Here is a 13,840-nt window from a genome sequence, read left to right as displayed (position 1 = left end):
GCGCTGTCGGCAGTGCGGCTACCCGGCTCGGAACGCCTCGACGCAGGTCACGCCCGCCGGGCCGGCCGACGCCTCGTGGCGCGTCCCGGCCGGCAGGTCGAGGCGGTCGCCCGGAGCCATCGGCCACCGCTCGTCGCCGACGAAGAACGTGATCGCCCCGGCCACGCACACGAGGATCTTGTGTTCCGGGTGGGCATGCGCGGCGAACCAGGCGTCGGGGCCGGCGGACCAGCGCTGCGGGTCGAGGCCCTGACCGCGCAGCACCGTCTCCGCCTCCGCGGGCACCACCACACCGTTCGACACGATCACGGGAGCCGGCCGCACCATGCCTGAACGGTAGTACCGCAGGGGCGCGTCCTGCCACGCGGCGACCTCGTCGGACGGGTGCCGGCCGTCCCGTCCGTCACCGGGTCGAATCGGGCCCGTCGCTGGTCCGTTCCAGGGCGGCCAGGTAGTCCGAGGTGGCGAATCGGAACGGCCCGAGAGCAGGAAGATCCCAGGACCGATGGCCGTTGCGGAAATGCTGCCAACCGACCGTCTCGGGGGTCAGCACAATGTCGACGGTCAGCGGCCAGCAACCCGGGTCTCCGCAGCGACAGCCCATCCACGGCTCGACGGCGGTGTCCGTGCCAGTCGGGAACGCCGCGGGTTTGATGTGGAACTCGACTGTGTCCACCGGACAAAGATATCCGGCGCGTCGGATTGACGTGAACCGGACTTCATCGTGAAGGCTGAACACGACGAGGACTGGCTCGGCTGGCGGTCATCGCGGATCCGGCGGCGCGTCAGGTGGCGATGGTCGCCGAGCGTGATGCCGGATGCGGGATCGGGGCGGACCGACAGGATGGATCAGTCCGTGCATCGCGAGGAGGCTGAAGGCGAATGACGATTCTGGTGACGGGTGGGCGCGGGTCGGTCGCCCGTGCGCTGATCGACGAACTGCTGGCCGTGGACGCACCGGTGCGGGTGGTGAGCCGGGATCCGGCCCGGGCGGACGTGCCGGCGGGGGTGCAGGTCGCAGCGGCCGACCTGGCCCGGCCGGAGTCGATCCCGGCGGTGCTCGACGGCGTCACCGCCGTGTTCCTCTACGCGGAACCGGCGGGCATCGACGGTTTTCTCGACGCCGCCGCAGCGGCGAAGGTCGAACGGATCGTGCTGCTGTCCTCGCTGTCGGCCGAGGATCCCGACACCTCGACCCCGATCGCCCGCCGTCACGTGGTCGTGGAGGAGGCGATCGCGGCGTCCGGGCTGGCGTGGACCTTCGTCCGGCCCGGAGCGTTCGCCACGAACGCGCTGGGCTGGGCGCCATCGATCCGGGCCGAGGGCGTGGTGCGCGGTGCCTACCCCGAGTCCCACTCCGCGCCGATCCACGAGCGGGACATGGCCGCGGTGGCCGCCCGCGCGCTGCTCGAACCCGGCCACGAGGGGAAGCGCTACGCCCTCACCGGCCCGGAGTCGTTGACGGCGCGCGAGCAGGTCGAGCTGATCGGTGCGGCGATCGGCCGCCCCCTGCGCTTCGAGGCCCTTTCGCTCGACCAGGCACGGGCTCAGCTACAGGCGCAGCTGGGCCCCTCCGCCTGGCCCGGGATCGCCGACACGCTGCTGCGGTACCAGGCGGACAGCGACGGCAGGCCGGTCGCGGTGTCGGACACCGTCGGTGCGGTGACGGGCCGGCCGGCGCGTACCTTCGCCACCTGGGCCGCGGACCACGCGCCGGCCTTTCGTTCCGGGCAATAACCATGCCGCACAGCCGGATTGCGCGGGCTCAGGCGGGAAACGACCTGTGCTGTGTTCGACCAACTTGTGGACGCGATGTCCGGTGCCTGGTGGACCTATCTGCTGGTCTGGGGGATCTGCCTGCTCGACGCGGTCCTGCCGGTCGTCCCCAGTGAGACGATGGTCATCACCGGCGGGGTGCTCGCGAGTTCCGGCGACCTCAACCTCATACTGATCATGATTGTCGGGGCCGTCGGGGCGTTCGCGGGCGACAACCTTGCCTACGGCCTGGGGCGCCTGTTCGGTGAGCGCGTCGCCCGCCTGGTCGTCCGGGGACCACGCGGGGAACGGACGCTCGACTGGGCCCGGCGAACCCTAGATCGCCGCGGCGTCACCCTGATCATCGCTGCCAGGTTCGTGCCGGGCGGCCGGACCGCCACCACCCTGGTGGCGGGCACCACGCACTTCGACTATCGGCGGTTCGTGCCGGCGGCCGCCGCCGGCGCCGTCGGTTGGAGCGGCTACAACGCGTTGCTCGGTTTCGTGGGCGGGTCCACCTTCACCGACGCGCCGTGGAAGGGCTTCCTGCTCGCGTTCGGGCTGGCGGGGACGGTCACCGTGGCGATTGAGGGCGGCCGGTGGGTGTGGTCGCGGCGGCATCCCCAGCCGACCCAGCATCCCCAGCCGACCCGGCATGCCCAGGAGGACCGGGCGGCGGGCGACGGCGGGCTGGGCGACGGCGGGCTGGGCGACGGCGGGATGGACGAGCGCGGGGCGGACGAGCGCGGGCGGACGACCGCGGCGCGGTAGGTCAGCCGGCAAGCACGGCGGAGATGCGCGCCCCGGTGGGTCCGTCCAGATCCGACACCGGGATCCACCGGTGGTCGGTGACCTCGTCGAGGCGCAGGTCCACCGTGCCCGGACCCGTGGACCGCAGAATCTGGAAAATGAACCGGAAATCGTAGTGAGTGTGTTCCGGCTCGCCCTTCTCCGGATTCTCGGGAATCGCGTGGACGTCAATGTCGACCGGGAGATCCCGCAGGGGCCGGACGGCCGAGGGGAGAACGCCGGTCTCCTCGGCGAGCTCCCGCAGGGCGGTGGCCGCGAGGGTGGCGTCGGCGTCGTCGACGTGCCCGCCGGGGAAAAGCCAGCGATCGAGGCTACGGTGGCGGACCTGCAGGACGCGAAAGGTCGTGTCCACGGCGACCGCCCCGCAGGTCACGTGGCCTGGCAGGGTGGTGCGGGCGGTGACCGGCGCCGCGGTGGTCGCCAGGTCGAGCAGCGGGATCAGCCCCTCGGCCTCCGCCGGGTACGCGACCAGATAGTCCCGAACCACGGAGATCACCCGATCATTCAATCTGTAATCCTCATTCATCATCAGTACTCATCATCGGTACTCGTCGTCGGCGCGTGGGCGGGGCGGCCGGTCGGGCGGCCCGCGAATCCCACGGCCTCATGATGGCACGGGCTGCGCCATTCCCCGGCGCGGCCGCCGGGCACGCCGCGTTGACGGCCGGGCAACGGGTCGGCGATCGGTCCCGGACATCGCACCGGGTGAGGCGCTCGGGGTGAGGCGCTTGAGAACGAGCGCGTGGGGAGAGATGCCGGGCAGAGGCGTGGTCTCCGTCGTCGCGGGTCGAGGCCCTCAGCGGCCGGCGGGGCCGCCGGCCGCTGAGGGCCGGGCCCGGACGTGCATCCGCTCGCCCTGCGGACCGAACAGGCTGAGCAGCTCGAGCGGAGCGGGGTCCGGATTGCCGAACCAGTGCGGCGTGCGGGTGTCGAACTCCGCCGCCTCGCCCGGCCCGAGGACCAGGTCGTGTTCGCCGAGCACCAGCCGCAGCCGCCCGGACAGCACGTACAGCCACTCGTAACCCTCGTGCACCCGTTGGTCGGGCGGGCACGTCGGGGTGCACGGCGGATAGATCATCTTGTAGGCCCGGGGGCCGCCCGGGCGGCGCGTCATCGGCAGGAAGACGACGCCGTCGCGGACCGTCGGCCGCGGGTGGATCCGGGGATCTCCGGTCGCCGGGGCGTCGACCAGCTCGTCGAGGGTCACCTGGTGCGCCCGGGCGAGCGGGAGCAGCAGCTCCAGGGTCGCCCGCCGCCCGCCGGACTCCAGCCGCGACAGCGTGCTCACCGAGATCCCGGTTGCGGCGGACAACTGGGCGAGGGTCGTCTGGCGCGCGCGGCGCAGGGCCCGCAGCCGCGGACCCACCCGGTCGAGGACCTCGCGCGCCGGCGGCTGCGGGTCGGTGGCGGTCATGCGGCCCATTTGCCGTGCCGGCAAGCCCTGTTGTCAAGTCCGATCGTTGCCGGCATATCCGATCTTGACGGGCCGGGCCGGGTCGTCGCCGGGCCGAGTCGTCGCCGGGCCGGGTCATCGCCGGGTCGGGTCATCGCCGGGTCGGGCCGGGGCGTGGGTCCGGCTCCGGGCCGCCGGCGGCGGCGGCGAGGGCGCGGGTGGCGAGCTCGGCGTAGAGCGCGGCGCCGTCGGGCAGGACGGTCTCGTCGAAGCGGGCGCGGGGGCTGTGGTTGAACGGCGCGGTGTGCGGGTCGGCGTCCGGGGGGGTCGCGCCGATGGCGACGAAGCTGCCGGGCACCTGCGCGAGTACGCGGGAGAAGTCTTCCGAGCAGGCCAGCGGGTGCGCGAGGTCGGTGTAGCGGCGTTCGCCGAACGTCTCCGCGATGGCGCGGGCGGCGAGTGCCGTCTCGGCCNGGTGGTTCACGGTCGCCGGTCGTTCGGGGACGAACTCGACGTCCGCGGTGAGGCCGTGGCCGTCGGCGATGCCTCGCAGCAGCCGGCGAGCGGCCTGCTCGACCAGTGTGGCGGTGTCGGGGGAGAAGGTGCGCACGGTCGCCTCGAAATACGCCTCGTCGGGGATCACGGTGCGCCGGGTGCCGGCCCGCAGGACGCCGACGGTCAGCACCACCGGGTCGAACACGTCGAACCGACGGGTCACCATCGTCTGCAGGGCGAGGACCATCTCGGCGGTGGCGAGGACGGGGTCGTGGGCGCGGTGCGGCATCGAGCCGTGCCCGCCCTCGCCGCGCACGGTGACGCGCAGCATCGCCGACGCCGAGGTGATCGCGCCCGTCCGGCCGCCGAACTGGCCGTGGGGCAGCGCCGCGGAGAACACGTGCAGCCCGTAGGCCGCCGAGACCCGTCGCCCGGAGGCGTCGAGCACTCCTTCATCGATCATCTGCTGGGCGCCCTCCCAGCCCTCCTCCCCGGGCTGGAACATGAACACGACGTCGCCGGGCAGCCGGTCACGGCGCGCGCTGAGCAGGTGTGCCGCGCCGACCAGCATGGCGGTGTGCAGGTCGTGGCCACAGGCGTGCATCACGCCCTCGACGGTGGAGGCGTGGTCGAACCCGGCGCTCTCCTGCACCGGCAGCGCGTCCATGTCCCCGCGTAGCAGTACCGACGGCGCGCGCCCCGGAACCGTCTGGTAGCCGGTGCCGCGTAGGACGGCGGTCACCGAGCTCGCGCCGCGGCCGGTGGTGACCTCCAGGGGGAGGCCGTCGAGGGCGGCGAGCACCTTATCCTGCGTCCGCGGCAGATCCAGGCCGATCTCCGGCTCGCGGTGCAGGCGACGTCGCAGGTGCACGAGGTCGTCCGACAGGGAACGCGCGTCGTCGAGCACGGACATGGCTGGTCCTCTCGGTGGGCGGGGAGGGAAAGGACTCGGACGCCGGCGAGGTGCGGCGGTGCCCCTGACTCCAGCCTGTACGCCAGTGTGGTGACCCGCGCCGGACAATGATCCGGCCGGGCACCATCAGCGGACCTACGGTAGCCGGGAGATCAGGCGCCTGCGGAGGCAGACCGACATGCACATCGACAGTAGCGACCACCTCGTGCGCGCCATGCCTGCATATTGCAGGCGTGGCAGCACGAATGCAGTCGTGACCGCGATCACCATTCGTGACGTGCCAGATTCGACTCTCGCGGCGTTGAAGGTCAAGGCCGCCCAGAGCGGGCGGAGCCTGCAGGCCTACCTGCTCGACCTGGTCACCCGTGAGGCACGGACGCCGACCCTGGCGGACATGATGGCCCGCCTCGACCGCGAGACGCAGTCCGACGTCGATACCTCGGACATCCTCGCCGCGATCGACGAGGGCAGAAAGCGCCGTTGAGGGGCGGCGAGATGGCGGTCATCGACTGTTCGGCGTTGGTGCGAACGCTGACAGATCACGGCACGGGCGGCGTTGCCGGGCGCCGCCGGCTCACCGGTGTCGCGTCGCTTCTGGCACCCGGCCTGCTCGACTACGAGATGATTTCAGCACTGTTCGGGATGCGCCGGGGAGGCAAGCTGACCGAGCGGGAGACGGCGAAGGCAGTCGCCGACTATCGGCTTCTGCCGCTGGTGCGGCACGAAACCCTGGTTCTGTGGCGGCGCGTCCGTGAGCTGTATCACAACCTCAGCGCCCACGACGCGCAGTACGTCGCGCTCGCCGAGACACTGGGGCTTCCTCCGATCGCCAGCGACGCCCGAATCGCGCGCGGCGGTGTGGCCACCTGCACGATCGAGGTGTACGCCTGACGTCGTCAGTGGGGCGCAGCCAGCTCGCCGGTTCGCGGCGGAAAGACGAGCCGGTGGCCAGGACGCTGGCATGATGCGGCCTCGATCGGTCCGGTCATCGAGTCATCGCTGTGACGGCGTCTGGCCGTCAGCCTCCACTGCCTGGCGGGCCTGATCGGGCACGGTCTCGTCAGATGCGTGGGCATCAGGTGCGTTCCCGTCGGGTTCGTTCGCGTCGCGTTCGCTGGTAGCCGGTTCGTCGGAGTCGGAGTCGGAGGCGGTCTCGTCGGGTCCGTTCGGGACGCCGGCGGCGCGCAGCACCAGGGTGCCGAACAGGGCGACGGCGAGGTTGAGCGCGAACGCCGTCACCGCGATGTAGCCGGCGTGGCCGAGCCCCGGCACGGTCGCCAGCGACCCGCCGAAGTGGCGGGCGGCCGCGCTGTGCTGCGCGTACGCCTCCGCGGTGCCGTAGCACATGCCCACCAGCCAGCCGGCGAGCAGCGCTCGCCGGTGCAGTCGAGGCCGCCACAGGGCGAGGACGACCGCCGGGAACGTCTGCAGGATCCAGACCCCGCCGAGCAACTGCAGATTGATCGAGTTCTGGGTGTCCAGATCGAGGACGAACAGCAGCGCCCCGGCCTTCACCAGCAGCGACGCGACCTTCGACACGGCGGTCTGCTCGGCCGCCGTCGCGCCCGGCCGCAGGTGCCCGACGTAGATGGTGCGGGTGAACAGGTTCGCCGCCGCAATCGACATGATCGCGGCGGGAACCAGTGCGCCGATCGCGACCGCGGCGAACGCGACGCCGGTGAACCACGCCGGGAACTCCCGCTCGAACAGCAGCGGCACCGCCAGCCGCGGGTTCGTGGTGTGCACCCCGGCGGCGATCGCCACGTAGCCGAGCAGCGCGAGGAAGGCCAGCAGCAGCGAGTACAGCGGCAGGACGGCGGTGTTGCGGCGGATGACCTCCCGGCCGCGGGTCGCCAGCACGCCGGTGATCGCGTGCGGATACAGGAACAGCGCCATCGCCGAGCCGAGCGCGAGGGTGCCGTAGGCGAGGAAGTCCTTCGGCCCGGGGATGAACACGGCCGTCGCCGGGCGACCCGACCCGGCCGCGACGGCGTTCGCCGCGTCGAACTTCCGCTCGGNCGCGTCGAAGATCGCGCTGAAGCCGCCGAGCCGGTGCGGGAGGACGACGACGGCGACCAGTACGACGGCGTAGATGAGCAGGTCCTTGGCGAACGCGATGAGGGCCGGCGCCCGCAGCCCGGCGGTGTAGGTGCAGACGGCGAGGATGCCGAACGCCACGATGATCGGCAGGTCTCGGACGATCGGGTTGCCGCTGTTCGTCCCGACGCCCATCACCTCCAGCACCGCCTGCATGCCGACGAGCTGCAGGGCGATGTAGGGCATGGTCGCGACGATGCCGGTGACGGCGACCGCGAGGGCCAGCGCACGCGAGCCGTACCGGCCGCGGACGAGGTCGGCCGGGGTGACGTAGCCGTGCCGGTGCGACACCGTCCACAGCCGCGGCATCAGGACGAAGACCATCGGCCAGACGATGGTGGTGTAGGCGACGGCGAACCAGCCGGACACGGCGCCCGCCGCGTACATCGCGCCGGGCACGGCGACGAACGTGTACGCGGTGAAGATGTCGCCGCCGATGAGGAACCAGGCGACGAACGAGCCGAATCCGCGCCCGCCGAGCCCCCACTCGTCGAGGCTGGCCAGCGGTCCGGGCTCGGTGCGCCGCCAGCGGACCGCGCCGAACCCGAGGATGGCCACCGCGGCGAACAGGACGGTGAACACCGCGAACTCCACCCCGTGGAAGGGGGTGTGAAGCGGCTGCGCGGCGAGCGGAGCACCGCCGGTCGGCGCCAGCCTGGCGCCGCCCCGCGTCACCGGTCCTCCCGGCCGCCGGCGGCGTCCCGTCGAGCCTGATTGGCCTGATTGGCCTGGGCGCCCGCCGCGGCGGGGGGCCGAGTGGCTCGGCCCAGCAGCCACGTGCAGCCGGCCATCCCGGTGGCGCCGAGCAGGAGCCACAGCAGCGTGTACCAGTAGAAGAACGGGAATCCCCACAGCCGCGGCCCGCGCCGCGCGTAGGTGCCGACCAGCAGCAGGGCGACGACCTGCACCGCGAGCACGGCCGCGGCGACGGTCCGTGCGACGAGCCCGCCGGCCCGGTTTGTCCCGCCCACTCCGATTGCCCCGCCCGGCGCCGGCTCGCGGTCCGCCCGGGCGGGCGGCTGCCCCGAACGACGGGCGGCCTGGGGTCGGCGGGCGGCCCGGGATCGGCGGGGGCGTCCGCCGGGATCGGCTGCGCCACGGGCATGCGTCATCCGGCGTCACTCCTGAAGAGAGATTGCGCAGGGGAGTTAGATGACGACTTTAAGTGAGATTCTTGCGGGGTGGAGGGGAGGCGGCCGTAGGGAGTGTGGCCTTCGTGGGGTACTGCACAGGGCGAACGGGGGAGAGTTCCCGTCCCGATCGGATCCCGATCAGTTCGACGCTGTGCTGGCGACGGCCGCGGTGGTCGCGGCGGCGGCCGCCGCCTGTTGCGCCTCCTGGATGACCTTCCGGACGATCGGCGCGACCGGCGTCTGCTCGGTCGCCGCGGCGATGCGGGCCTTGGCGTGGCGGCGGTCGGCGCGCTGCGGAGCGACCACCTCCAGCAGGCGGGACGGCCCGGACAGAGCGAGCACGGTGCCCGTGCGCGGGTCCAGCGGCCCGTCGCCGACCGCGGCCGCCTGCACCCGCTTCACGACCTCGTCGCGCACCTCGCCGCGCAGCACGGGGTGGTGAGTGATCCGCACCACCAGGACCCGGTCACGCCGGCGCCCGAGCACCCCGGTGTCGACGAGCCCGTCGACGACCCGGGACCAGACTCCGCCGACCGCCCCGTCCAGGCGACGGAACTGGTCGGCCGCCCGCCGCCCGCGGACCGTGCCGAGCGCCGCGTGGACGTCGGCGAGCAGCGGGTGCGCGGGACGGGCACCGATCGGCGCGAGCCGCCGACCGTCCTCCGTGACCAGCCCCGCGAGCCCCAGCTCGGCGACGAGCGCGCCGCACAGCGCCACGCCCAGCGGCTGGCGGGAGGAGTTCACCGGAGTCCCGCGGTCCGGGTCGAGCGCGAGTAGCAGCAGGTCCTCGGCGAGCAGCACGGCCGTCGTCCCCCTCCAGGATCAAGCCTCTCCGGGATCGAACCCCAGATCGAACGAGGTGGGATCGAGGTCCCACTCCGCAGGCGAGGATCATGCCCTCGCTGTCGTGAGCGCAATCATCCGTCGCCCGGCCGACAACCGAACCGTTCCGGCTGCACCCGAGTCGGGCGTTAGAGCCAGCCGGACTCCTCGGCGGCGCGCAGGGCCTCCATCCGGTTGCGGGTGCCGGTCTTCGCGATCACGGACGACAGGTAGTTGCGCACGGTGCCCTCGGAGAGGAACAGCCGCCTGGCGATGTCGGCGACGGTCGCGCCGTCGCGGGCCGCGACGAGGACGTCCCGCTCCCGGCCGGTGAGCGGGCTCGCCCCGCCGGCGAGGGTGGCGGCGGCGAGGGTCGGGTCGACGACCCGCTCCCCGCGGGCGACCCGTCGGATCGCGGCGGCGAGGGCCTCGGCGGGCGCGTCCTTGACGACGAAGCCGAGCGCGCCGGCCTCCATCGCCCGGCGCAGGTAGCCGGTGCGGCCGAAGGTGGTCACGATCAGGACCTGGGTCGCCGGCGCGGTGGCGCGCACCGCCGCCGCGGCGGCCAGGCCGTCGATGCCGGGCATCTCGACGTCCATCAGCACGACGTCCGGGCGCAGCGCGCCGACCTCGGCGACCACCTCGTCGCCGCGGCCGACCTGGCCGACGACCTCGATGTCGTCCTCCAGGGAGAGCAGCGCGGCGAGCGCGCCGCGGACGAGATGCTGGTCGTCGGCCAGCAGCACCCTGATCATCGGCGTGCCGTCGCCGTCGGGTCCGTAGGGCCGCCGATCGCCTGCGTGACCTGGAGGTTCGGGGGAGCCGCGGGGGCCGGTGGCGCGACGACGACCCGCAGCCGGAAGCCGGGCGTGGGGCCGATCGCCCCGGACGCGAGGTCGGTCGCGGTCGCGGGCCCGGTTTCGAGCCGGCCCCTCGCCGCCGCGACCCGCTCGGAGAGCCCCGCGAGGCCCGCGCCCCCGCCAGGACCTGCGCCGACGCCAGGGCCCGCGCCGACGGCAGAAATCGCCGCGTCGCCATGGCCTGCGGCGTCGGCGGGGCCGATGCCGTCGTCGACCACCTCGATGCTGCGGTCGTCGACGGTGACGCGCAGGTGCTGCGCGCCGCTGTGGCGCACCGCGTTGGTCACGCCCTCGCGCACCACCCAACCGAACAGCTCCCGCAGGCCCCCGGGCACCTCGTCGACGGACGCGGGCAGCTCGGCCCGGATGCCCGCCGCAGCGAGCACCTGACGGGCCGCGGCGAGCTCGGTGACCAGGCTCACCTCCCGGTAGCCGGCGACGGTGGCCCGCACGTCGGCCAGGCCCTGCCGGCCGAGCGCGGCGACCTCGGCCATTTCGCCGGCTGCGCGCGCCGGGTCCCGGGCCGCGAGCTTTGAGGCGAGCTCCGCCTTCACCGTGATCGTGGTGAGTGCGTGGCCGAGCAGGTCGTGCAGGTCGCGGGCGATCCGCAGCCGCTCCTGTTCCTTGGCCAGCCGTTCGATCTCCCGATGGGCGCGGGACAGCTCGACCTGGTTCCGCGCGCCGGCCCGGACCCCGAACACGATCAGCGCGGCGAACAGCACCGGTCCGGACAGCGACCACAGCGCGCCGCGCGTCTGCCACCACGCGATGTGCTCGGGCAGCCAGGTGTCCACGGTCGCGATCACGAGGACCAGCGGAAGGGACACGACCGGGCGCAGCAGCAGGACCAGGGCGACGGCCAGGTAGGCCGTCATCACCAGACCACCGCCGCCGACGACCGGCAGATACACGATGATGCAGGCCGTCATGGCGGCCAGCACCGGCACCCGCAGTTCCCGCCGGCCGCGGAAGGCGACCAGCGGGACCACCCACAGGTAGAGCAGGCTGAACGCGGCGAGCACGGCGAAACCGATCACGATGATGCCGGCGCCGTCGTGCAGGGCGAACATGTCCGAGACGGCGTAGCCGAGATAGATCAGGAACACGCCGGCGACCCGGCGCCAGCGCCAGGGGTCCATGCCGATGCGGCCCCGCTGATCCGGCGGCCCCGGCTGTGGCAGCGCCGGCTGCAACAGCCAGCGGCGCAGCGCCCCAGCCGTGGCCGCCCGGCCCGCGGCCGAGCCGGACAACCCGGCCGTCGTCCTCACCCCCCGACCCGCCCGGTCCCGGTCCCCACGGCCCGCACGGTCCGCTCAGGCTGCTTGGCCTGTTCGGTCCGCTCAGGCTGCTCGGTCCGCCGGAGGATGACGAGTTGCTGGGTCGCCCGGGTCATCGCGACGTAGCGGTCGACCGCTCCTTCGATGCCGTCGCCGAACGCCTCCGGGTCGACGAGGATGACCAGGTCGAACTCGAGCCCCTTCGACAGCTCTGGGGTCAGTGACCGGACGCGGGGCGTCGCCGGGATCGCCGCACCGTCGTCGCCGACGCTGATGACGCAGGCGATCCCGTCGGCCTGCGCGGCGAGCCAGGTGTCGAGGATCGAGCCCAGCTCGGCGACGGATCCGTACACGACGGGGACGCCGCTGCTGCGGATGGAGGTCGGCACGTTGGCATCCGGGAGCGCGGCCCGGATGACCGGCTCGGCCTGCGCCATGACCTCCGCCGGCGTCCGGTAGTTGATGCTCAGGGGGGCCAGCGTGATCCGGTCGAGCCCGATCCGCTTGAGCCGCTCCTGCCACGACTCGGTGAACCCGTGCCTGGCCTGGGCCCGGTCCCCGACGATGGTGAAGCTCCGCGACGGGCAGCGCAGCAGCAGCATCTGCCACTGCGCGTCGGTCAGTTCCTGGGCCTCGTCCACGACGACGTGCGCGAACGGGCCGGCGAGCAGGTCCGGGTCGGCGCTGGCCAGTGCGGATTCGTCGACCAGGACGTCGTGGAAGTCCTCTCCCCGCAGCATCGTCACCAGGCCCATGCCGTACTCGTCGTCGGCCTCGCGCAGGTTGTCGACGACCCTGGCCTTCTGTTCACGTTCGGCGGCGACGGCGGCGTCCCGCTGACGCTTGTGCCGCGCCGCCGCCGGGTCGCCGAGCCGCTGCCGCGCCGCGTCCAGCAGCGGCAGGTCGGACACCGTCCAGGCGCGGGCGTCGCCGCGCTGTAGCTGCCGCACCTCGCCGCGGCTGAGCCAGGGAGCGCATCTGTGCAGGTAGGCGGGCACCGACCACAGGTCCGCGACGAGGTCGGCCGCGTCGAGCAGCGGCCACGCCCGGTTGAAGGCCGCCCGCAGCTGCCTGTTCTGCAGCAGCGACCTGCGGAGCTGGTCGGCCGGGACGTCGTTGCCGTGAGCGGCCTCGTGGGAGTCCAGCAGGATCGTGAGAAGCTCCGCCCAGACCTCCTGGCGCGCTTCGTTGTGTGCGGTACCGGGCGTCGGTACGTCGAACGCCTCAGCCCAGTCGTCGGCGCTCAGCTGGAGGTCGGACCAGTGGGTCGTGACCGTCAGCGGCGTGGTGGGCGGCTCCTCGTAGAACCGGACGGCCGTCTCGATCGCCTTCACCAGGCTCGCGGACGACTTCAGCGCGGCCACGTCCGGGTCGGTCTCGATCTCCGCCACGGCTCCCTCGGCGACGAGATCCCGCAGGGTGCAGGTCTGCACGCCCTCCTCGCCGAGGCCGGGCAGGACGTCGGCGACGTAGGCCAGGTAGGGCCGGTGCGGACCGACGAACAGCACGCCGCCCCGGCGGTGACCGAGCCGAGGATCGGAGTAGAGCAGGTAGGCGGAGCGGTGCAGCGCGACGACGGTCTTCCCCGTCCCCGGACCGCCGTCGACGACGAGAGCGCCGTCGGATCCCGCGCGGATGATGGCGTCCTGATCGGCCTGGATGGTGCCGAGCACGTCGCGCATCCGGGGCGAGCGGTGGCCGCCCAGGCTGGCGATGAAGGCGGACTGGTCGTCGAGCGCGGCGCGCCCGTCGAACCCGTCCGACGCGGGGCCCCGGGCCACTCGCGCAGCGATGGCCTGGGTGCTGAACACCTCGTCCCAGTAGTCGCTGATCAGACCGCGGGTCCAGCGATACCTGCGGCGGCTGGCCAGACCCATCGGGTTGGCGTGGGTCGCGCCGAAGAACGGCTCCGCCGCGGGGGAACGCCAGTCGAGCAGCAGCCGACGACCCGCGCTGTCCGTGAGGCCGAGTCGTCCGATATACAGGGGCTCGGGGTCGTCCACACGGACGATGTGGCCGAGGCACAGGTCCAACCCGAACCGCCGCAGGGTGCGCAGCCGAGCGCTCAGCCGGTGGATCTCCAGGTCCCGGTCCATCGCCGCCTGGCCGATGCCGCCGGGTGCCATCCGCTCGGCGTCGAGGCGGCCGGACAGGTCGGCGATCGACTGCTCAAGGCTTTCCGCGATGGCCGCGAAGTGCCGCTCGTCGCCGGCGATCAGCTTCGGGTCGGCCTTGGGACCGAGGTGGTCGGGAAGGTCGAACGCGCTGGTGGCCAGGGGGTTCAC

14 protein-coding genes and 3 pseudogenes are annotated in these 13,840 nt (G+C 73.0%); 4 read left to right on the top strand and 13 right to left on the bottom strand.

The window, feature by feature from the left end:
* Positions 1-18 precede the first annotated feature (18 nt).
* Together UK82_RS01960 and UK82_RS01955 are read right to left on the bottom strand one after the other, a co-directional pair.
* A complete protein-coding gene (locus tag UK82_RS01960) occupies positions 19-285 on the bottom strand; it encodes a cupin domain-containing protein (RefSeq protein ID WP_236705377.1) in 267 nt (88 codons plus the stop codon).
* Between the two features lie 118 nt (positions 286-403).
* Positions 404-676, bottom strand: a complete 273-nt coding sequence (locus UK82_RS01955; RefSeq protein ID WP_055406133.1) for a hypothetical protein — start codon at positions 674-676, stop codon at positions 404-406.
* Positions 677-882: 206 nt separating this feature from the next.
* Between UK82_RS01955 and UK82_RS01950 the strand changes: the two genes are divergently transcribed.
* Together UK82_RS01950 and UK82_RS01945 are read left to right on the top strand one after the other, a co-directional pair.
* On the top strand, positions 883-1,737 hold the full coding sequence (locus UK82_RS01950) for an NAD(P)H-binding protein (protein ID WP_044884799.1): 855 nt from the start codon (positions 883-885) through the stop codon (positions 1,735-1,737).
* 51 nt (positions 1,738-1,788) lie between these two features.
* On the top strand, positions 1,789-2,526 hold the full coding sequence (locus UK82_RS01945) for a DedA family protein (protein ID WP_236705376.1): 738 nt from the start codon (positions 1,789-1,791) through the stop codon (positions 2,524-2,526).
* 1 nt (position 2,527) lies between these two features.
* Here the strand turns inward: UK82_RS01945 and UK82_RS01940 are convergent, their stop codons facing one another.
* From UK82_RS01940 to UK82_RS01930, 4 genes and pseudogenes are all read right to left on the bottom strand, one after another.
* Positions 2,528-3,073: an NUDIX hydrolase gene (locus tag UK82_RS01940; RefSeq protein ID WP_236705375.1), complete on the bottom strand. Its 546-nt coding sequence runs from the start codon at positions 3,071-3,073 to the stop codon at positions 2,528-2,530.
* A gap of 288 nt (positions 3,074-3,361) precedes the next feature.
* Positions 3,362-3,979, bottom strand: coding sequence for a helix-turn-helix domain-containing protein (locus UK82_RS01935; RefSeq protein ID WP_044884886.1), 618 nt, complete (start codon positions 3,977-3,979; stop codon positions 3,362-3,364).
* Positions 3,980-4,109: 130 nt separating this feature from the next.
* A pseudogene (locus UK82_RS35000) lies at positions 4,110-4,431 on the bottom strand (amidohydrolase); the annotation flags it as partial.
* 1 nt (position 4,432) lies between these two features.
* The coding region (locus tag UK82_RS01930) for a M20 family metallopeptidase (protein WP_236705374.1) at positions 4,433-5,366 on the bottom strand (934 nt) is incomplete at its 3' end.
* A 253-nt stretch (positions 5,367-5,619) separates the two neighbouring features.
* On the opposite strand from UK82_RS01930, the gene UK82_RS01925 reads away from it, so the two are divergent.
* Together UK82_RS01925 and UK82_RS01920 are read left to right on the top strand one after the other, a co-directional pair.
* On the top strand, positions 5,620-5,850 hold the full coding sequence (locus tag UK82_RS01925) for a FitA-like ribbon-helix-helix domain-containing protein (protein ID WP_044884887.1): 231 nt from the start codon (positions 5,620-5,622) through the stop codon (positions 5,848-5,850).
* Between the two features lie 11 nt (positions 5,851-5,861).
* Positions 5,862-6,257: a type II toxin-antitoxin system VapC family toxin gene (locus tag UK82_RS01920; RefSeq protein WP_055406131.1), complete on the top strand. Its 396-nt coding sequence runs from the start codon at positions 5,862-5,864 to the stop codon at positions 6,255-6,257.
* 102 nt (positions 6,258-6,359) lie between these two features.
* Here UK82_RS01920 and UK82_RS34995 read toward each other — a convergent pair.
* From UK82_RS34995 to helR, 7 genes and pseudogenes are all read right to left on the bottom strand, one after another.
* Positions 6,360-7,384 (bottom strand): annotated as a pseudogene (locus UK82_RS34995) (sodium:solute symporter); the annotation flags it as partial.
* 1 nt (position 7,385) lies between these two features.
* A pseudogene (locus UK82_RS34990) lies at positions 7,386-8,117 on the bottom strand (sodium:solute symporter); the annotation flags it as partial.
* A gap of 17 nt (positions 8,118-8,134) precedes the next feature.
* Complete coding sequence (locus UK82_RS01910) at positions 8,135-8,575, bottom strand: DUF3311 domain-containing protein (protein ID WP_082121809.1); 441 nt, start codon at positions 8,573-8,575, stop codon at positions 8,135-8,137.
* Positions 8,576-8,734: 159 nt separating this feature from the next.
* Positions 8,735-9,397: a GPP34 family phosphoprotein gene (locus UK82_RS01905; RefSeq protein ID WP_044884803.1), complete on the bottom strand. Its 663-nt coding sequence runs from the start codon at positions 9,395-9,397 to the stop codon at positions 8,735-8,737.
* Positions 9,398-9,567: 170 nt separating this feature from the next.
* Positions 9,568-10,173, bottom strand: coding sequence for a response regulator (locus UK82_RS01900; RefSeq protein ID WP_044884804.1), 606 nt, complete (start codon positions 10,171-10,173; stop codon positions 9,568-9,570).
* Entirely contained in the window at positions 10,170-11,546 is a 1,377-nt protein-coding gene (locus UK82_RS01895) for a sensor histidine kinase (protein ID WP_236705373.1), read from the bottom strand. The genes UK82_RS01900 and UK82_RS01895 overlap by 4 nt, the downstream gene beginning before the upstream one ends.
* Complete coding sequence (gene helR / locus UK82_RS01890; protein WP_055406128.1) at positions 11,543-13,840, bottom strand: RNA polymerase recycling motor ATPase HelR; 2,298 nt, start codon at positions 13,838-13,840, stop codon at positions 11,543-11,545. Before helR ends, UK82_RS01895 begins: the two co-directional genes overlap by 4 nt.

Origin of the sequence: Frankia sp. ACN1ag (genome assembly GCF_001414035.1) — a bacterium.
Taxonomy (GTDB): domain Bacteria; phylum Actinomycetota; class Actinomycetes; order Frankiales; family Frankiaceae; genus Frankia; species Frankia torreyi.
This window is presented reverse-complemented; position numbering and strand designations above follow the sequence as displayed.

Coding starts and splice junctions, on each gene's coding strand:
- UK82_RS01950 (WP_044884799.1), top strand. CDS start 883: ATGACGATTCTGGTGACGGGTGGGCGCGGGTCGGTCGCCCGTGCGCTG.
- UK82_RS01935 (WP_044884886.1), bottom strand. CDS start 3,979: ATGACCGCCACCGACCCGCAGCCGCCGGCGCGCGAGGTCCTCGACCGG.
- UK82_RS01920 (WP_055406131.1), top strand. CDS start 5,862: ATGGCGGTCATCGACTGTTCGGCGTTGGTGCGAACGCTGACAGATCAC.
- UK82_RS01910 (WP_082121809.1), bottom strand. CDS start 8,575: ATGACGCATGCCCGTGGCGCAGCCGATCCCGGCGGACGCCCCCGCCGA.
- UK82_RS01900 (WP_044884804.1), bottom strand. CDS start 10,173: ATGATCAGGGTGCTGCTGGCCGACGACCAGCATCTCGTCCGCGGCGCG.